Annotated in this window: 17 protein-coding genes, 1 tRNA gene, 2 rRNA genes and 1 pseudogene (1 of these 21 cut by a window edge); 8 read left to right on the top strand and 13 right to left on the bottom strand. The window is 57.6% G+C overall.

From position 1 onward, the window contains the following. The first annotated feature begins 21 nt into the window (after positions 1-21). Both ACTJKX_RS33810 and ACTJKX_RS33805 read left to right on the top strand, forming a co-directional pair. Entirely contained in the window at positions 22-297 is a 276-nt protein-coding gene (locus ACTJKX_RS33810) for a DUF2934 domain-containing protein (RefSeq protein ID WP_440727979.1), read from the top strand. A 48-nt stretch (positions 298-345) separates the two neighbouring features. Further along, a complete protein-coding gene (locus ACTJKX_RS33805) occupies positions 346-1,269 on the top strand; it encodes an NAD(P)H-dependent oxidoreductase (RefSeq protein WP_440727978.1) in 924 nt (307 codons plus the stop codon). A 79-nt stretch (positions 1,270-1,348) separates the two neighbouring features. Here the strand turns inward: ACTJKX_RS33805 and ACTJKX_RS33800 are convergent, their stop codons facing one another. Next, positions 1,349-2,923 carry an FAD-dependent oxidoreductase gene (locus ACTJKX_RS33800; protein WP_440727977.1) on the bottom strand — a complete coding sequence of 525 codons (1,575 nt, stop codon included), beginning with the start codon at positions 2,921-2,923 and terminating at the stop codon, positions 1,349-1,351. A gap of 192 nt (positions 2,924-3,115) precedes the next feature. Here ACTJKX_RS33800 and ACTJKX_RS33795 point away from each other — a divergent pair, with 192 nt between their 5' ends. From ACTJKX_RS33795 to ACTJKX_RS33785, 3 genes are read left to right on the top strand one after another with little or no spacing between them, the layout of a single operon-like run. Continuing rightward, positions 3,116-4,285 (top strand): acyl-CoA dehydrogenase family protein, encoded by a 1,170-nt coding sequence (locus tag ACTJKX_RS33795; protein WP_440727976.1) that lies wholly within the window; start codon positions 3,116-3,118, stop codon positions 4,283-4,285. Then, a complete protein-coding gene (locus ACTJKX_RS33790; RefSeq protein ID WP_440727975.1) occupies positions 4,275-5,012 on the top strand; it encodes a PIG-L deacetylase family protein in 738 nt (245 codons plus the stop codon). Before ACTJKX_RS33795 ends, ACTJKX_RS33790 begins: the two co-directional genes overlap by 11 nt. Further along, positions 5,009-5,605, top strand: a complete 597-nt coding sequence (locus ACTJKX_RS33785) for an SAM-dependent methyltransferase (protein ID WP_440727974.1) — start codon at positions 5,009-5,011, stop codon at positions 5,603-5,605. Before ACTJKX_RS33790 ends, ACTJKX_RS33785 begins: the two co-directional genes overlap by 4 nt. Here ACTJKX_RS33785 and ACTJKX_RS33780 read toward each other — a convergent pair. The 5 genes from ACTJKX_RS33780 to ACTJKX_RS33760 form a co-directional block, all read right to left on the bottom strand. Further along, entirely contained in the window at positions 5,501-6,736 is a 1,236-nt protein-coding gene (locus ACTJKX_RS33780) for a glycosyltransferase (protein ID WP_440727973.1), read from the bottom strand. The two genes, ACTJKX_RS33785 and ACTJKX_RS33780, sit on opposite strands and share 105 nt — an antisense overlap. 242 nt (positions 6,737-6,978) lie before the next feature. Continuing rightward, positions 6,979-7,275 carry a PRC-barrel domain-containing protein gene (locus ACTJKX_RS33775; RefSeq protein ID WP_440727972.1) on the bottom strand — a complete coding sequence of 99 codons (297 nt, stop codon included), beginning with the start codon at positions 7,273-7,275 and terminating at the stop codon, positions 6,979-6,981. Between the two features lie 168 nt (positions 7,276-7,443). Continuing rightward, positions 7,444-7,929, bottom strand: coding sequence for a ferritin-like domain-containing protein (locus ACTJKX_RS33770; RefSeq protein ID WP_440727971.1), 486 nt, complete (start codon positions 7,927-7,929; stop codon positions 7,444-7,446). A gap of 276 nt (positions 7,930-8,205) precedes the next feature. Further along, the gene (locus ACTJKX_RS33765; RefSeq protein WP_440727970.1) at positions 8,206-8,670 is read right to left on the bottom strand and encodes a DUF3775 domain-containing protein; all 465 of its coding nucleotides are present in this window, start codon (positions 8,668-8,670) and stop codon (positions 8,206-8,208) included. A 425-nt stretch (positions 8,671-9,095) separates the two neighbouring features. Further along, entirely contained in the window at positions 9,096-10,229 is a 1,134-nt protein-coding gene (locus ACTJKX_RS33760; protein ID WP_440727969.1) for a DUF1236 domain-containing protein, read from the bottom strand. Between the two features lie 416 nt (positions 10,230-10,645). Between ACTJKX_RS33760 and ACTJKX_RS33755 the strand changes: the two genes are divergently transcribed. The 3 genes from ACTJKX_RS33755 (at position 10,646) to ACTJKX_RS33745 (ending at position 12,510) form a co-directional block, all read left to right on the top strand. Continuing rightward, on the top strand, positions 10,646-11,131 hold the full coding sequence (locus tag ACTJKX_RS33755; RefSeq protein ID WP_440727968.1) for a YciE/YciF ferroxidase family protein: 486 nt from the start codon (positions 10,646-10,648) through the stop codon (positions 11,129-11,131). A 636-nt stretch (positions 11,132-11,767) separates the two neighbouring features. Further along, positions 11,768-12,268, top strand: a complete 501-nt coding sequence (locus ACTJKX_RS33750; protein WP_440727967.1) for a DUF305 domain-containing protein — start codon at positions 11,768-11,770, stop codon at positions 12,266-12,268. An 80-nt stretch (positions 12,269-12,348) separates the two neighbouring features. After that, on the top strand, positions 12,349-12,510 hold the full coding sequence (locus ACTJKX_RS33745) for a cold-shock protein (protein ID WP_440727966.1): 162 nt from the start codon (positions 12,349-12,351) through the stop codon (positions 12,508-12,510). A 157-nt stretch (positions 12,511-12,667) separates the two neighbouring features. Here ACTJKX_RS33745 and ACTJKX_RS33740 read toward each other — a convergent pair. The 7 genes and pseudogenes from ACTJKX_RS33740 to ACTJKX_RS33710 all read right to left on the bottom strand — a co-directional run. Continuing rightward, positions 12,668-12,978, bottom strand: a pseudogene (locus ACTJKX_RS33740) (NADH-quinone oxidoreductase subunit D); the annotation flags it as partial. Positions 12,979-13,022: 44 nt separating this feature from the next. Beyond that, positions 13,023-13,430 (bottom strand): hypothetical protein, encoded by a 408-nt coding sequence (locus ACTJKX_RS33735; protein ID WP_440727965.1) that lies wholly within the window; start codon positions 13,428-13,430, stop codon positions 13,023-13,025. Between the two features lie 277 nt (positions 13,431-13,707). Then, a complete protein-coding gene (locus ACTJKX_RS33730; RefSeq protein WP_440727964.1) occupies positions 13,708-14,145 on the bottom strand; it encodes a hypothetical protein in 438 nt (145 codons plus the stop codon). Between the two features lie 114 nt (positions 14,146-14,259). Next, positions 14,260-14,397 (bottom strand): hypothetical protein, encoded by a 138-nt coding sequence (locus tag ACTJKX_RS33725; protein ID WP_440727963.1) that lies wholly within the window; start codon positions 14,395-14,397, stop codon positions 14,260-14,262. Positions 14,398-15,031: 634 nt separating this feature from the next. Beyond that, a tRNA-Met gene (locus ACTJKX_RS33720) sits at positions 15,032-15,108 on the bottom strand. A 49-nt stretch (positions 15,109-15,157) separates the two neighbouring features. Further along, positions 15,158-15,272 (bottom strand): 5S ribosomal RNA (rrf, locus tag ACTJKX_RS33715). Positions 15,273-15,415: 143 nt separating this feature from the next. Next, a 23S ribosomal RNA gene (locus ACTJKX_RS33710) occupies positions 15,416-18,173 on the bottom strand (it continues 53 nt past the right edge of the window).

The following is an 18,173-nucleotide window of genomic DNA, read 5'->3' as shown; positions in this document are numbered from 1 at the left end:
TCATCAGGAGTTGGTTGAGCGATGCAGAAACGACGCGACGAACGCATTCAGGAGCGCGCCTATCAGATCTGGGAGGCAGCAGGTCGCCCCATTGGAAAAGCCATCGAGCACTGGGCTCAGGCGGAACGCGAGGCCGAAGATCGGGTATCGGCAGCCGCAACCGATGTTGCAGGCAAGGCCGGTCTCATCGTCGATCGGGATACGAACCTCAACGAAGAGGCTGGCGAACCGAGCATCCAACGTGCCGAGATCGACAAGAAACTGCCTCATCGCCCGAGCAAACCCGGGAGGCTCTAGATGGTTCGACAAAAGATCGTCGTGACGTCCCCGGCAGGCCAGGAACTGGTGAATATTCCCGACGACGAACAACGCCTGAAGCCTCGATCAAGCGACCATCGTCCATTCAGAGTTTTGCTGATTGCGGGATCGCAACGGCGGATGAACAGCCGCCCTGGTCTGGACTCGAAGGCCAGGGCGCTGATGCATCGCATGGCCGCGCGCATGCCGCTCGGATGGCAGGTCGATCTCGAGGACCTGGGTAACGAGCACGGCAGGCCCAAGATCCAGGCATGCAATGGTTGCGTCAGTTCCTCGATGGCGCTTTGCGTTTGGCCCTGCAATTGCTATGGGCCCGACAGCGATCACCAGCCTGACCTCTTGTGGAATCTGCACCTCTACGAGCGTCTGGCGAGATCGGATGCCTGGGCCTTCATCGGGCCGATCAATTGGTACGGCCCCACCACTTCGTTCAAACTGCTGTTCGATCGTCTCGTCTGCATGAATGGCGGAAATCCCAGGCCCGATTTGATCGAAAAGAAGAACACCCTGTTAGCGCAGGCACTGGAACGATCGCCCCACTGGCATGAGCTCACCCGCAACCATCTCGAAGGCCGAACCGCTGCCTTTTTCTGCTACAGCGACCTGGGAGCCAGGGATCTCGGGCCTGACGGCCGGCCGCAGCTCGTCAAACGCAAGGAGTGGTTTGAGCCAGACGAAGAGCCCTATAGAAACGAAAGAGAGGCCTATCAGGCCTTGGTTTGGCAATGCCGGTATTCAGGCATCGAGGTGCCGGATTGCCTCTGGCGGTGCGCCGCAATCGGTGCAGGTCGGCTCTATTCGGACGATCAGGCCGACAGCCTCGTCAATGAGAAGCAGGCCTTGGCGACATTCGATGCATGGGTCGATCGCTTCAGCGCCCATGTCGAGCAAAAGGGCCAGATATCGGATGTCCTCGATGCAGAACGCCGCGCGAGATCGACTACCCAATAGGCTGCCCGATAGCGGGCCGAGTCATTGTCGGATCGGACATGCTGGGCTCGCCATGACCACCCCACAATCTCCCAGCCTGCTAGGAAGCGATGCGGCGGCCGTTCGGACGACGAATTCGTTCGCCGCCATCCTCTCCAAGCCGTGCGTAGAACTCTCTTTCCAGGCGTAGGCAATCAAGGTCCCTGCCGATGGTAGCCACGGCGGCCTCTCTGCCGTCCATGCTGTATCGCAGCACAGCATCCCGCCGCCGCAGATCTCCTTCGACGGTCACCCTGTTCCATGTCCGGGCGTGGCCAATATAGCGGAATGAAAGATCAAAAAATTTACTCCAGAAGAAGGGCACCAATCGCAAGGGGCGTTCGTCCCCCAGCATATTGGCCGCTGCTTCCTGGCCTTGCCTTTGGGCAACCACCCAATGCTCTGTCCGGATCCTTTGCCTATCGCTTTCATAAGACCAACTCGCGATGTCGCCCGCGGCATAGATGTTCTGGTCGGACGTGCGCAGATACTTGTCGACCACCACGCCTTCGTCGACCGCGATGCCGGCGGAGCGGGCGAGCTCGATGTTCGGGGTTACACCGATACCGACGAGCGTGAAATCGGCTTCCAGGCTGTCGCCATTGTCGAGCATCACCAAATTGCCATCGATCCTGGCTGGCTTGCGTCCGAAATGAAACTCAACCCCCTTCGCCGACAGTGTTTGGGTGATCAGATCCGACAGAGCGCGCCCCAGCAGCTTTTCCATGGGATGGAACTGGGGAACCACGACTGCCACCGAAATTCCACGACTTGTCAGGGATGCCGCGGCTTCGAGCCCGATGAAGCTGCCGCCCACGATTACGGCGCGGCGGGCGTGGGACGCCGCATTCAGAATGCGGCGGCAATCGGCGAGCGTTCGAAGCACAAAGACATTCGGGCCGTCGGCGCCCGATATGTCGAGGCGTTTGGGAGCAGAGCCCGTCGCCAATAGCAGCTTGTCGTAGATCTGCCTTCGCCCATCAGCAAGGTGCAGAGCATTGTTAGCCGGCTCCAATGCCTCTACATTGACCCGCAGCTCTAAGTCGACATCAAGCTTGCCGAGTGCATTCTTGGCAACCTCGAGACGGTCGTCCCCAAAGTGCCCGTCCAAATAATCCTTGGTCAGCAAAGTACGGTCGTAGGGTGCCTCACCATCACCCGAATACATCAGGATGCGGCCACGCCAATCCTTCGCGCGCAACGCATGGGCCGCGGCAAAACCGGCTGCTCCCCCACCAATGATGACGAATCTGCCCCGATCGGAAGCCGAACGCGACGGCGGAGCATGCTGCGGTTTGGCGACCTGTCGCTGTTTGCTGACCTTGACCATGCCGCCTCGTACTTCCACGCCGTAGCGTTGAAGAGCATTGAAGGCAGGCGCCGCAAGAGCCTTCCCACTATCGAGATCAAAGCACGCATGGTGCCAAGGGCAGCGAATATAAGGCCCGTCGACAAGGCCGTCTTGCAGTGGGCCGCCGAGATGACTGCAGACTGCGCTATAGGCAACGATAGAGGATTTCCTCGAAAGCACGTAGACAGGTGCATCCTCGACCCGACCGAAAAATGGCCGTCCATCCTCGAGGGATGACAGAGGCAATCCGTTCGACAGATCAACCAGCGTTTCATCACGGGGCATAGGTTCTGTCCGTTGCAATCTGACCGGCGATCCACGCCAATAATGGGCCAAACCATGGGTCGTTTGCTTTGTTCCAGGAACGATTGTTGGAAGCGGCGTGGGGCGATACTTCTTCTGCTGACGGCTCGGAGCTGGAACGATTCAGCGCTGCCGATTGTTGCAAGCCAGGAATAGTGGCGAGGAACAATACCCATGAGGGCGAATACGGCCACGAAACTGGGCGACGAGACAGGCTGGGGCAAACGACACGGTATCTGGTCGGATCGTCTTTCCGGCTTTGCCAGGCTATGCGAGGAGCGAGCGGCAGAGGCGGACGAGGCCTCGCATCTTAGTCCGGCGGTGACGACAGCCTTGCGCGAAGCCGGCATCTTGGTAGCACCGCTTCCGCCGGATCACGCAGGACAAGGCCTTCTCCAAAGCTCGCAATGGCTGCTCCTGCACGAGGCCCTTCGCGCATTCGGGGCAGCGGATCTGTCGATCGGACGATTGTTCGAAGGCCATTGCAACGCAATCGAGCTTGTTCGGCGCTACGGAACCTCCCGACAATTCGAAGACCTCGCTGCAGGCATAAGGCGCGGAGCGATGACGGGCGTGTGGGGGGCGGATGGCAACAAGCCCTTGTGCATCAAGCGCCACGAGGGAAGGTGGCAGTTGGAGGGAGGCAAGATCCTCGCCTCGGGCTCGGGCTTTCTCCTGAAGCCATTGGTTACGGCGAGCAGCGAGGAAGGCCAACGCATCGTTCTCCTGGATCTTGAGGGCGAAGACGCGCGCATAGATCTGTCGAGGTGGACCCCCCAGGGTATGCGGTCGAGTGCGACCGGGTCGGTCGACTTGTCCGGAATCGTCATCGGTGACGACAACCTGATCGGCGAGCCGGGTGACTTCATGCGCCAGCCTTATTTTTCGGGTGGAGCCTGGCGCTTCTGCGCTGTCCATCTCGGCGCCATCGAACGGCTGATCGACCTCTTTATCGCCCAATTGCGGGCACGCCGGCGGGGCGAGGATCCCTATCAGCTTCAGCGGGTCGCCACCTGCATCACCGCGGCTCGAAGCACCGCTTACTGGACGAAGGCGGCAGCCCGTCACCTTGCGCTCAGTTCCCATGATGCCGAGAGCTGCGTCGCCCTATCCAACTTGACCAGAGGCGTCACCGAACGCGCCGCGCTGGATGTCATGGAGGTCATCCAGCGAGGCATCGGGTTGGCGTCCTTCATGCGTCCGGATCCGATCGAGCGGATATCGCGCGATTTGAGAACCTATCTGAGGCAACCGGTTCCCGATCTTGCGATGGCGGATGCGGCAAGATTTGCACTGGCTGCCGAAGTCCCAGTCCGTGACATGTGGGACGCCAATGCAAATTAGCGCCTATCTCGACCAGTTGACCAAGCTGCCCTATGCCGGGCTCGAAAATCTCGGCGGGGGCAGCGTGACCATCCTGGCCCCTCACCCGGATGACGAAGCCCTGGGTACGGGCGGCCTGATCGCGGCATGCCTGGAAGCGGGCATCCATGTGAGCGTGGTTGTCTTGACGGACGGCGCGGGTTCTCATCCCAGTTCGAAACGCTTTCCGAAGGAGCGGCTGATCGAGCTACGGCGGCAGGAATGCCAATCGGGCCTGGCAATCCTTGGGCTGTCGCCGGCAAACATTGTCCATTTCGGGTTGCCGGATACCGCCGCCCCAATGTCGGGCACATCGTTCGACCAGACCGTGCAACGCCTGTCCGAGCTGGTGACGAGGAGCGGTTCGACCAGTCTTTTCGTCACCTGGGACAAGGATCCGCATTGTGATCACCTGGCCGCAGCAAGGATCGCCGGAGCCATCGGCCGGTCCATACCGGGCCTTCTCGTGTGGCATTATCCGATCTGGGGTTGGTATCTTCCGGACTCGGAACCGATGGACAGACCTTCTCCTGATGGATTCCGGTTCGATATTTCGCCTTGGATCGATCTGAAACACCGGGCGATTGCTGCACACGCTTCACAAATGACCAAGTTGATCGACGATGACCCGCAGGGCTTTACGTTCAGTGCGGAGAAACTCCATCGTTTTCTCCAGCCGACGGAATATTTTATCCGGAGCCAACAATGAGACATCGGCATACAATGGGCCGGGCGTACTTCGAGACGCTCTATAAGTCCAATCCCGATCCGTGGAATTTTTCGACGAGCGAATATGAAGACCAGAAATACCAGGCCACACTGCAAGCCCTTCCGCGCACCCGTTACGCAAAAGCAATCGAGGTCGGCTGTTCGATCGGCGTGTTGACTGCGCGTTTGGCCGCTCGCTGTGAATCGCTCGATGCCGTCGACCTGTCGCCGACCGCTATCGAACAGGCCAGGATCGCATGCGCGGCCTTGGACAACGTGTACTTCCATGTTTCTGCCGCGCCCAATGGGCTGCCCGAAGGACCATTCGATCTCATCATATTGTCGGAGGTCTTGTATTATCTGGACGCTAGGGATCTGTTGGCGCTTGCAGGCTGGTGTCGCGCCCATACCAACTCCTCCGCCGACATAATACTCTGTCACTGGCTCGGTCCGACGAACTATCCCTTGAGCGGTGAGACGGCCGCCCGGCTATTCGTGAGCGCCTTGCAACCTTGCCTCGAACGTCACTCGATCCTCCATCAGCAGGTCTATCGCCTCGAGCGGATTAGATTGGGATCGAAGGAAGCTCAGTAGCATTTCGGCCCAGCCGATCTCGGTCGCAAGCATCGACGGCCTCAGTGGCCTGCCATAACGCAGATCAGTACTTGCAGAGCATAATTCTTGCCAGAAAACCTCGAAACACGACCGACGAAGGGTTGCAAGCAAGCTCTCAACCCTTGTCACCTCCAGCCCCAATGTCGCGAGGATGGCCGACTTTTCCATGAAGCCAATGTCGCTCGATCGACGCAGATGCCCCTTCAGCCAGGCCTTTTTCGTTACGGTGAAAACGGATTCCAGTTCGGGGTCACAGGGCGCGTCGGGCTCGGTATGACGTTGTCTCATGGCATCCGCCGCGCCCCCCATGGCCCGGCCTTCCAGTCGGCAGGAGGTCGTTACGCACACATCCATGGAATGGCGCACTTTCCCGCCCAAGCACTCGACGGCGAGCGCAAGGGCGGCATCTTCGCCTGACGGCTTGGCCGGCAGGCCGCCGATTGCACGGTACATCCTCAAAGTCACGGCAAGACTGGCACCCGAACTGACCTGGTGATTGGGCCACGGATCATGGGGGCGTGGGTCTAGCAGCGCGAAAATCTCGGCGACGAGCGCGTGATAGTGCTCTTCAAGGAAGCCACGCTGTTGAAAATTGAGACCCAGTTCCACGAATTCGTGCGGGTCGGCGTCGATATAGCCCGCGACGCAATCGGCGCCCCTTGAAAATTCACGCCAGCTATTTGCGAGCCACAATGGCGAGACCATGCTGTCGGCATCTGTCGTCAAAAGGATCCCTGCCGATAAACCGGCCGTTTCTAGCCGGTCGGCTGCAATATCCATGATCGCCTTGCGCGCAAGACCGGCGGAAGACAATTCCGGTGAGCGGAGAACGCTGATAACTTCCAGGCTAAGGCCGGTTTGCTCGCCAATCCCCGCCGCCCTTGCTGCCGTACCATCCGTGCAGTTGTTGGCATAGACAAGCACCTGATAGCTGGCAAAGGGAATGCGTTGCCCCCGATCGTCACGCTGGACTGCCAAGGCTGAAAGGCAGCGCGAGATCCTGTCTTCCTCGTTGCAGGCCGGGATGGCAATAATCGCAGGACGCAAATTCTCCTGCGGCATCGGACATGCCGATGGAGCAGAAAAATGAGAAAACCGCGCGCTGTTCATCGAGATCCAGAAATCAATTAAAACCGAAGATCAATTGCTTCCGATATAAACGCCATCTCTTCAATAAATGTTCCGATCTATATTAGTAATTTCAAACCATACTTACGAAAATTTTGCGCAAATATACCGAAGGCCGGGCCTCAATCCACCCGACCTTCGGTATTCTATATTTTTATTGAAAAGCGAGGACACCTGCTGCGAGATACATCTCTAGCGCCAAGCCTTTTCAAACGCCCCCGGTCTCAGTCGCGGTGCTCCGGCATTTCCTTAAGCTGATCTTTTGTCCATGAAGTCACCGCATGGACTTCGCCATCCTCGTCCCGCATGAAATCAAGGGCGGCAGCGCTCACCGCCACTGGCTTGGCACCGATTCCCAGGAAGCCGCCGACATCGATGACGACAACCGTATCTCCACCCACTCCGTGAACGTGGGAGACACTCCCGATATTCTCGTCGTCCGGCCCATAGATCGTCGCTCCTTCCAAAAGCTCCGGCGTAAGTTCACTGGCGGCGAGTCTGACGTGGGTACTATGGTCCATATTCGGCCTCCTCTAAGTATTGGCCGCTCATAACCGCCATACTGGCGGACTGTTCCTAAAAAAACTCCGCCTCGCAAACTTGCAGCACCGGCGGTAGCCTTGAGCACAGCTCTGGCCTTCCGGGCCAGCACCTGGCTTCCAACAAGGGAGCGCACGGTGATCGGCACGTCATTTCTTCAAGGGTTTGCTCATGTCGGGAACGCCTTCACCCAAGGCGGTCGCCAGGTCGATCTGATGATCTTGCTCATCGACGAGGATCTGCCGGATCTGTTCGGCAAGAGCGAACTCACCCAGTGCCTCGCACTGGCGCACCCGCTCGCGGTAATTGCGAACCGTCTCATTTTCATTATCGAGATCGTATCGCAACAGCTCGCGCGCATCCTCCGATGTCCGAACCGGTTTCGGCACGACGGTGGGCATCTTGCCAAGATAGTCAATCTGTCGGGAGAGGATGAGCGCGTGTTTCAGCTCGTCGTGGGCGTGAGCCTCCAACTGCTCCGCGATGCTCATATACTCGGCGCCTTTAATCACCTGAGAGTACACGACATACGCAATGACCGCCTGATATTCGCGGGAAAGGTCCTCGTTCAGCAATTCTGCAAGTCGATCGCGAGAAATTGCCCGTTCACTGCTTTCCATCGTCGATGCGGCCATCGTGCTCCATCCTTTCTCGAAAAACCCTATGCCGAACTCAAGCTTGGGGCGTTTGTTCCTGAACGTTCGGCCCGGTGCTTGCGCCTTTCCACGGCAAGAGCATCGGGCAAGGATCGGGTTTGAGCGCCTCTCGTTTCGGGTTCTCCGGCTCTCTCCTCCCAAGACGCTTGCCATGTCGGGAAAGCCAGCGGGAGCGATTTCGCTCCCACACGTTGCACCGCAGATGCACCAAGTCAGCGCAAGGGCCATCGCGGCCGTTCTCTACCCCGCCGAACTTCAGCGCTCCGAGCGCTTGAGGCGATGAATCTCGACGCCACTCCTCGGAGCTGCTTCTTCCGATCCGTGGCTTTCGTCATCGAGCCCCTGTCCCATGGCCGCCAATCCTTCGCCCAACAAGTCGGGCAGGTTGGGAGTGGCAACCAGGTAATTTCCCAGATGAAGAGAGGCCGCGTCGCGTTCGAGCGCCAGGGCGCGGGCCGCTTCCCATTCGCCGGCTTCGAAGTCGCCACGTCCGACATAGACAAGCGCAAGCAGGTCGGCGCGCTCATCGATATTCAGGCCGGCAATCATGCCTCGAAATTCATGTTCGCTCGCCTCGTCGGGATCACTGGCCGAAAGGGCATCGACATTGCGGTCATCCATGGCATCGGAACCCGATTGCGGGTCGTTGTCGCCGTCCTTGACGTCGAGCCGGCGTGCTTCGACGATCAGGGCGCGAACCTTGTCGATGGCGATATCCATGGAAAGCTCCTTGAGATTTACCTGGGTTTGCCGAGGGTAGCCATTGTGAAAGGAGGTCTCGCGATCCTGCTCCCGCTGGCATGTCTCACGCGCAAACAATTGATTGCGCTCACTCGTGATCGCGCCGACGCTTCGTGATCTCCGCCATTGCCCGAAGCGCCCCCCTTGCCGAACTTCATCGCAGGAAGGTCGTTCCCGATTGCGCACAGGAACCCAGACCCGCCAAACGGTATCGAAAACGATTGGATCCCGTCGGCACGAGCGCAATCAGCAGGAGGGCGGAAACCAGGCTCCTACTACGTTGAGACGCTCCAGCATGCAGCGGTCGCCAACGAGACTGCTGCACGCCTTCTGGTTGTGATTGCAGGAGACGGATCAAAGCCTCCTGCGCCCGATGGCAAGTGCGCAGCGGGAAGAATGCGACCTTACTGGATCACCTCGACCACGGCGCGACTGCCGGGATCGACCAGCACCACATCGTCATTCTGGTCGACGAAGAAATCGTAGCTCCTGACGACGGGCACCTCGGTCACAATGGCATCCGGCATCGGCGCCAATTCAACCTCAGCTGGTACGCTGACGCCCGATTGCGCGTCGAAGCTGCGCTCCACTTTGGCGGCGTGACGTTCCCGGGCATAGTCGAGGATGATCCGACGCTGCTCGGCCGTCAACCTGATCTTGCTGGTTGCGCGGGCGTGAGTGGCCCCTCCGCCCTTGCGAATGACTTCGACCACCTTGCGTGAACGTGGCTCCACGATGACGATTTCATCGCGAACGACAACATAGTCATAACTGCGATATTCCGGGACGATTTCAACGATATCGGGCGGAAGCGGCCTGGGGCGCACGCGAGCGGGCAACGTCCGGCCGACATTGATATTGACGTCGATGTCGACATTGCTGCGTTCGCTGGAGCGGAACAGCATGTCGCGCACTCGGCTGGCTTTTTCCTTCGGAACATTGAGGCTTCCGACGACATCCACATCGGTGCCACCTGGCCGGGTCTCCCCCGTCTGTTGGCTTGGTTTCGCCCCGGGCATCACGGGACCTGCATTGTCCTGCAATGGCTGTTTTCGTTCCGGCTTGGATTGTTCGGCCGGTTGCGGAGCGCTCTCGTCAGCGGGGCGAGTCTTCTGCCGCACGGGCTGTTCTTCAGGCTGCGACTGATCGAGGTTTTTCCCGGGCTTCAACCTCTTCGAAGGCTGCTCATCGCCTGTCTTTTGAGATTTTGAAGGCGTGCAATTGGCGTCTGCGGCCGAGCATCTTGCCCTATCGGTCTGCTTGCGCTCAGCGGACTTGGCCTGATCGGCATCGCTGGCGGGGTTCGCGCCAGGATCTTCAGTCTGGGCGGCTGGTTTCTTGCGCGGCTGGTCGACATTCAGCTCCTGCTCGGACTGCCTCGGCTTTTTGCCGGGCACCTCCATTTTGTTGGCAGGCTCCTGTTGCATCGCCGGGGCCTGTTGCGGTTGCTGGCGTTTGGGCAAGATTTCATCCTGCGCGAAGCCAGTGCCGGTGGCGAGTACGGCGGTGAGCGCCGCAGCAGCGACCGTTACGAACAATCTGGTTCTCATCGGATACCTCTATTGCTTCGATATTGAGGTTCGCACCGTCCCAAAGCACGGCCACCGATGGTTGTTCCCTATCTTTCCGACACATTTGACGTGTGAGACCTGCCGAGCACAAGCACCTTCATCTCAGCCCATTTGGCTTCAGGAACAGTGCTGCGACTAGCCGTGAGCGGTTTGGTTGCCGGTATCGGACTGACCGCAACGGGGCCGCTGCGCCTCGGCCGATTTCATCATCGGCCGAGCAAGGCTGCGGGTGCGCTGACGCGTGGTCGGCCAAGGCTGTTGCAAGCGGAACGATTGGCGACCTTCGGTGTTGGGTCGGTCGCGTCCTTGCCGCTCCATGCAACTTCCACCGGCATCGGCTCGCACGCAAGATCGTGAACTCCAGCTGAACAAGGTCAATCAACATGGCTAAAGAACTCAAGGACCTCTTTTTAGAGACCCTGAAAGACATCTATTATGCCGAGAAGCAAATTCTGCGCGCGCTGCCCAAGATGGCGCGGGAAGCTCAGTCGCCGGAGCTGACAAAAGCATTTGAGACGCATCGCGAAGAAACCGAGGGCCATGTCGATCGGCTGCAGCAAATCTTCGAGATGCTCGAAAAGCCGGCCCGTGGAAAGACCTGTGACGCCATTCTGGGCATCATCGACGAAGGCAAAGAGGTGATGGAAGAGTTCAAGGGAGCGCCTGCTCTCGATGCTGGCCTAACGGCAGCGGCCCAAGCTGTCGAACACTACGAGATCTCGCGGTATGGCACCCTCAAGACCTGGGCAGCGCAACTGGGTCTGACTGATGCGGCCAAGCTTCTGGACCAAACATTGCAGGAGGAGATCAAGACAGACGCGCTCCTCAGCAAGCTCGCGACTTCCAGCATCAACAAGAACGCGGCGTAACTTCCACCGCGGGGTCCGCTTCGGTGGACCCCCGTATTTTCTATCGAAGGCCGAGCCTCACGACCGCTATCAGGCAGTAAGCGCAATCAATGGCAAGCCTCGATGTGGAATTGATATCAAAAGGAGGCCACCTATGGCGAAGTGCCATCAATGTGGCAATGACTACGGCAAGGCCTTTCAGCTATATTTGGGAGAACGAACCTATACATTCGACAGCTTCGAATGCGCGGTCCAGAAGCTCGCTCCTATCTGTCCACATTGCCAAGTCCGCATAGTCGGGCATGGCGTCGAGCAGGGCGATGTCGTCTACTGTTGTGCGCCCTTCGCCGAGCAAGAAGGCGCAAGAGCGTTGACCGATCGCGCTCCTTGAGCATGCCAGCTTTTGGTTGGCCTTTCATCGCCCAGCGCAGTTTGTTCATTGCATGCTGCAGCAACTTCCTGCACTCGGGAGAAAGGCTTTCGCTCGCGCCGTTGATATAGAAGGCCAATCGGGGCCCTATGGCATGCACCAATGTGGGACAGCTGCGGCTGCAGAAGGTGCATTTCGTACAAATATTTAAATATGCGAATAAATAATAGACTTTTTTCTACGAACCTCTCTCGGCACCTAAACTATCAACGAGGGAAATAAAACAAATGTTTTCCACGAAAGAGCGTGAGAAACACTCCAGAGCGCGCCCGATTTCATATCACTATTACATGTTTGCTGCCAACATGGCGCTCAGCCTGGCGATCATGTATTTCGTGATGTTCTCGATGATCGATAGCTGGAGCGATTTTCGCAACAACCTTAACACCGTATACATGGCGCTGACCATGGTAGCTCCCATGGGAATCATCATGCTGGCGACCATGGGCAGCATGTACAGGAACACGCGACTGAACGTTGCCCTTTATTTCGGTCTGGCCGTTCTGCTGGCCGCGGCGTTTGCAGGAACCCGTAGCCAGGCGCTCGTCGGCGATCATCAGTTCATCGCGTCAATGATCCCACATCATTCGGGAGCCATTCTGATGTGCCGTGAGGCGAACCTCAAAGATCGGGAACTGGTCGATCTATGCAGCCGGATTGCTCAAGGGCAGCGTAAAGAGATTGAGCAGATGAAATCGATTCAAACGAGGTTATACGGGCCGAGCTGAGGGACTTCGGCCGCGTATGTTTCGGTAAGCTTCTTCCTTGAGAGCTCGATGGACGGTCTGCGGCACTCCCGACAACCCGCTTGGTCACACCCGACGATGGAACACGGGATGCCTTGGTCCATGTCAGGGCCTTGGAGGACGCCGGGATCCAAACCCTGTTCGAGGGTCAAAAGATCACCTATCAACTCCTGCCCGATCGAAAGACCGGCAAGACCAAAGCAGAAAAACTGCACCTGATATGAGCTTATTGTGGGGAGTTTTGTAACAACGACGGTTCGCCCCCAAAAAAGCGTTTCTGTGCCTGACGAAACAGCGTTTTGCGGCAAGAAGCCCGACCTTGGATCGGGACTTCATTTGCTTGAGAAGCAGTGCTTTTGAGAAACCTCAAAGGAGCCTGGATTACCGGTCAATCTCTCCGAAGATGACATCGAGCGAGCCAATGATGGCGGCGATATCGGCCAGCAGATGCCCATGTGAGATTTCGTCCATCGCTTGCAGATGGCAAAGGAAGGTGGGCGGATCTTGCGACGATAGGGCATATTGCCGCCATCGGAGACCAGGTAGTCGCCAAACTCGCCCTTTGGAGCTTCGACAGCGGTATATACCTGGCCGGCGAGTATGCGATGCTCCTCGGCATAGAGTTTGAAGTGCCCGATCACCGCCTCGATCGAGCGTTTCATCTCGCCGCGCCTTGGCGGAACGATCTTGTTGTTCCGTATGTTGACGGGGTTTCCCCCACGAACAACGGTAATGATCAGGCCGACACGATCAATGTCAGCACCCCATCACTATCGAGATTGACGGCCACGACCTGGGCGGAAGTCGCGCCATAGTCTTTGAGGGATTGGGACAGTTCGGGTGTCTGATCGATACTCTGGCGCAGTTGGCGCATATCGTCGGGACTGGTCGAAGCAATCTTCTCGTTCACCCCCTTGCGGATAGGCGGCGGCAATTGGTTGATGCTGACGACCTGCACCTGGGTGATCCGCGCAGGCACATTACCCGGTGCCTGACTATCGGGTGTTGCATCATTGGCTGGCGCTTCATTGCGCGGAGCCGCGCCCCCTTCCGGAGAAGACTGACTTGCTGTCACCGCCATGGCGACCGAACTGCTCAAGGCGAGCAACGAAGCCGCCATAGCGGCGCATATCGTTTTTCTCATGCCGTTTCCTTCACATCGCTTGGGATTCATTTTGGGCCGGCTCCGCCGGCTCGACGATTGGATCACCTCCGAGCCGAGCGCTCGCTTTGTCGGACTGGACGGCACTCAAGCCCGTAGCAGCCACGCCTGAGCCCATTGCGCAAACCAAAAACTCAAGCGTCGATGCCCGAAGCCCGAGCCGGGCCATGATCGATGTCAGTTGAAGGCAGCCCCCAGGACATCTGCGGAGGGGGCCTTGTTTCCAGGCAGCGCATCTGTCGCCCGCGCTGTCGTCCGATCACCGATTACGGTGGAAAGCCCAGTTCAGGACGTGCCGGAAGATCCCGCCATGCTCCGCTGCACGCAACTTGGCCGCAACCTTCGGTCCAGTCATCGTGCCGCGATACTGACAATCGCACAGCAGACGATGGGCCAATCCCGGACTGAGTTCAAAATAGGCGCACGCATCGCCTAACGTATCCCCAGCCAGGCCATCGGCGCGCAGGACTGGGTCATCATAGGCAAGCGCGACCGGACCATGGTCGACCCGCAAGCTGCCGCGAGCCGTTTTCGAATAGGTTTCGATGCGCTGGAAAGGTATGAGCGGAACGTCATGCCTATCCAGGAGCTGGGCCCAGCGCTCCCGGCGTTCGGCACGCGTCAGCAACCGGGGCTCGGATTGAAGCGGTAGGATGTCGGCCTTGAGCCGGAATTCGTCCAGACTTTGATGCAGCATGGAAACCTCCATTGGCTTCGTGATGGCGAAAGCAGCGATGCTTCACACCGGGACCGCCAAGGAGAAGCGTTCGACCACTTCCGCCGCTCCCCGACCCTCTTGTCATGCCCGCCGTTATGACTTGGGCATGGAATAGCGCTCCACTAGGCGGCATTGTTCTTCGACCCAGGTGCGCATGCGTACCAAAGGATCGCCGTAGAGGTCGAAGATCACGACCTCACTCGCCAGGATCGATTGCCCAACAGCATGCATCGCACGCTCATCCATCGAGGCTGAATGTATCTTACCTGCGCCGACCGGGGCTATCCGACCATTCCTGGAGCGGGCCGAGCAATCGCGAACTGATCGATCGCCCCTCTGACTAGGGGTGAGAGGACCAAAGGCCGCATCACCAAGCCAGTATCCACAAATCGGAAATTCTCTCTGAGCGAGATAGTTCGGAATGGCTCGGCGTCCGAACACCGATGAAGGCACTTCGTTCCTTGTTTCTGCCCGTCGCGATTGAAATTCTTATGGGTGATACCGAAACTGGTCGACCATGGCTCTTCCACCTACAGAACCAGTCAAAAGGAAAATATATCGTTTTGCGATGGGATGGAATTAACAACAATCACAGGTTGCAATAACGATCGGGGCCAGAGCAGAAACTGCCACTCGGCCGGCCTGCAAATGGTCTCGGCCGGCCCGAAGCCGCGTCCGCCCCGACACGTCCCTGGCTTTCGCAACTGGTTGCGGAAACGACATCCCTGATTTGAACCTGCGATTGTAACTGATGGATTTTGCTTGTGGGGCAATGGGCCCAAAAACATAAAACCCCGCCAAGCGATAGCTTGAGCGGGGTTTATTGTAGTTTCGTCCGTTATGCCGCGCTATAGCGTGGAATCAGTGGTTGCGGGGGCAGGATTTGAACCTGCGGCCTTCAGGTTATGAGCCTGACGAGCTACCGGGCTGCTCCACCCCGCGGCAGGAATTTGTTTGATTGTCATGGTTTGTTGAGATTTTTGCTTTGCAGGCCTGGCAACGACCTACTCTCCCAGGTCTTGAGACATAGTACCATCGGCGCTGAGGAGTTTAACGGCCGAGTTCGGGATGGGATCGGGTTGAGGCTCCTCGCTAGTGCCACCAGGCCGGCGAAGCAAAAATGAAGCAAGATGTCCTTGCGATCCCGAAGGGATCGTCAAGAGCGCCGCCAGCGACATGGTTTCATGTCGCGAGAGGCGCCCCTCTCAGGATATGGCTCAAGGCCATTCGTGAGTATTGATAAATGAGAGCGATCAAGCCGATCAAGCTATTAGTACCGGTAAGCTGCACGGATCGCTCCGCTTCCACACCCGGCCTATCAACGTGGTGGTCTACCACGGCTTTCGAGGGAGAACTCATCTTGAGGTGGGTTTCCCGCTTAGATGCCTTCAGCGGTTATCCCGACCGTACATAGCTACCCTGCACTGCGGCTGGCGCCACAACAGGTCCACCAGAGGTACGTCCATCCCGGTCCTCTCGTACTAAGGACAGATCCTCTCAATTCTCCTACGCCCACGCCAGATAGGGACCAAACTGTCTCACGACGTTTTGAACCCAACTCACGTACCACTTTAATCGGCGAACAGCCGAACCCTTGGGACCTTCTCCAGCCCCAGGATGTGATGAGTCGACATCGAGGTGCCAAACGATTCCGTCGATATGGACTCTTGGGAATCATCAGCCTGTTATCCCCGGCGTACCTTTTATTCGTTGAGCGATGGCCGTTCCACAACGGACCACCGGATCACTATGGCCGACTTTCGTCTCTGCTCGACTTGTCAGTCTCGCAGTCAGGCGGGCTTATGCCATTGCACTCGACGAGCGATTTCCGACCGCTCTGAGCCCACCGTCGCACGCCTCCGTTACTCTTTGGGAGGCGACCGCCCCAGTCAAACTACCCACCATACACTGTCCCGGGCCCGGATGACGGGTCGCGGTTAGACATCCATGATCGTAAGGGTGGTATTTCAAGGGTGGCTCCACCGGGGCTGGCGCCCTGGCTTCATAGCCTACCACCTATCCTACACATGCAAGCACGAATGCCAGTGTAAAGTTATAGTAAAGGTGCACGGGGTCTTTCCGTCTAAGCGCAGGTACCCCGCATCTTCACGGGGAATTCAATTTCACTGAGTCTATGCTGGAGACAGCGGGGAGATCGTTACGCCATTCGTGCAGGTCGGAACTTACCCGACAAGGAATTTCGCTACCTTAGGACCGTTATAGTTACGGCCGCCGTTTACCGGGGCTTCGATTCAAAGCTTGCACCTCTCCTCTTAACCTTCCGGCACCGGGCAGGCGTCAGACCCTATACGTCGCCTTGCGGCTTAGCAGAGCCCTGTGTTTTTGTTAAACAGTCGCCACCCCCTAGTTTGTGCCCCTCGCCCATGGTTGCCCACGAACGAGGCCTCCTTATCCCGAAGTTACGGAGGCAAATTGCCGAGTTCCTTCAGCATAGTTCTCTCAAGCGCCTTGGTATACTCTACCAGTCCACCTGTGTCGGTTTCGGGTACGGTCTGATGTGGGAGCTATTTCCTGGAACCTCGTGATGGCATGCTCAATCCAATAAGAACACACCACGGAAGAGATCCGTCACTACCCACTGGTTGAGGAATATTCACCTCATTCCCATCGACTACGCTTTTCAGCCTCGCCTTAGGGGCCGACTAACCCTGCGCAGATTAGCTTTACGCAGGAACCCTTGGACTTTCGGCGACAGTGTCTCTCACACTGTTTGTCGTTACTCATGCCAGCATTCGCACTTCCAATACCTCCAGAGCTGCTCACGCATACTCCTTCACAGGCCTATGGAACGCTCCGCTACCGCGTGCTTGCGCACACCCACAGCTTCGGCTCGTGGCTTGAGCCCCGTTACATTTTCGGCGCAAAGACCCTTGTTTAGACCAGTGAGCTGTTACGCTTTCTTTAAAGGATGGCTGCTTCTAAGCCAACCTCCTGGTTGTTATGGGATCCTCACATCCTTTACCACTTAGCCACGAATTAGGGGCCTTAGCTGGTGGTCAGGGTTTTTTCCCTCTCGACGACGGACGTTAGCACCCGCCGTCTGTCTGCCGCATAGTGTTTCCAGGTATTCGGAGTTTGGTTAGGTTTGGTAGATCGGTAAGACCCCCTAGCCCATCCAGTGCTCTACCCCCTGGAACATTCGTGCGACGCACTACCTAAATAGTTTTCGCGGAGAACCAGCTATTTCCGAGTTTGATTGGCCTTTCACCCCTAGCCACAAGTCATCCGAGGCTTTTTCAACAGACACCGGTTCGGTCCTCCAGTGGGTGTTACCCCACCTTCAACCTGCTCATGGCTAGATCACATCGGTTTCGGGTCTAATAAGACGGACTGAACGCCCTGTTCAGACTCGCTTTCGCTACGCCTACACCTACCGGCTTAAGCTTGCCCGTCTCACTAAGTCGCTGGCCCATTATACAAAAGGTACGGTGTCACCATTGCAGGCTCCACCTGTTTGTAGGCATCCGGTTTCAGGATCTGTTTCACTCCCCTCGTCGGGGATCTTTTCACCTTTCCCTCACGGTACTGGTTCGCTATCGGTCACTGAGGAGTACTTAGGCTTGGAGGGTGGTCCCCCCACGTTCAGACAGGGTTTCACGTGCCCCGCCCTACTCAAGTCTCTTCTCATCATCGTCGCATACGGGACTATCACCCACTCATGTGCAGCTTTCCATCTGCTTCTGCTAACTCAAAGAAGAGCACTGGCCTGGTCCGCGTTCGCTCGCCACTACTAACGGAGTCTCGGTTGATGTCCTTTCCTCCGGGTACTTAGATGTTTCAGTTCCCCGGGTTCGCTCTTAATCCCCTATGTATTCAGGGATAAAGTACCTCCATTTGACAATTGTTAGTCCAAGATCGCTCAAGAACTTGCGCTCTCGAGACAATCTCAAAATAACAATTGTCGGAAGTGGGTTTCCCCATTCGGATATCTTCGGATCAAAGCTTGTTCGCAGCTCCCCGAAGCTTTTCGCAGCGTACCACGTCCT

The sequence above is a fragment of the Labrys sp. 22185 genome (genome assembly GCF_052045555.1).
Classification (GTDB): Bacteria; Pseudomonadota; Alphaproteobacteria; order Rhizobiales; family Labraceae; genus Labrys; species Labrys neptuniae.
The sequence above is the reverse complement of the archived record's forward strand: the minus strand, read 5'-3'. Positions and strand labels throughout refer to the sequence as shown.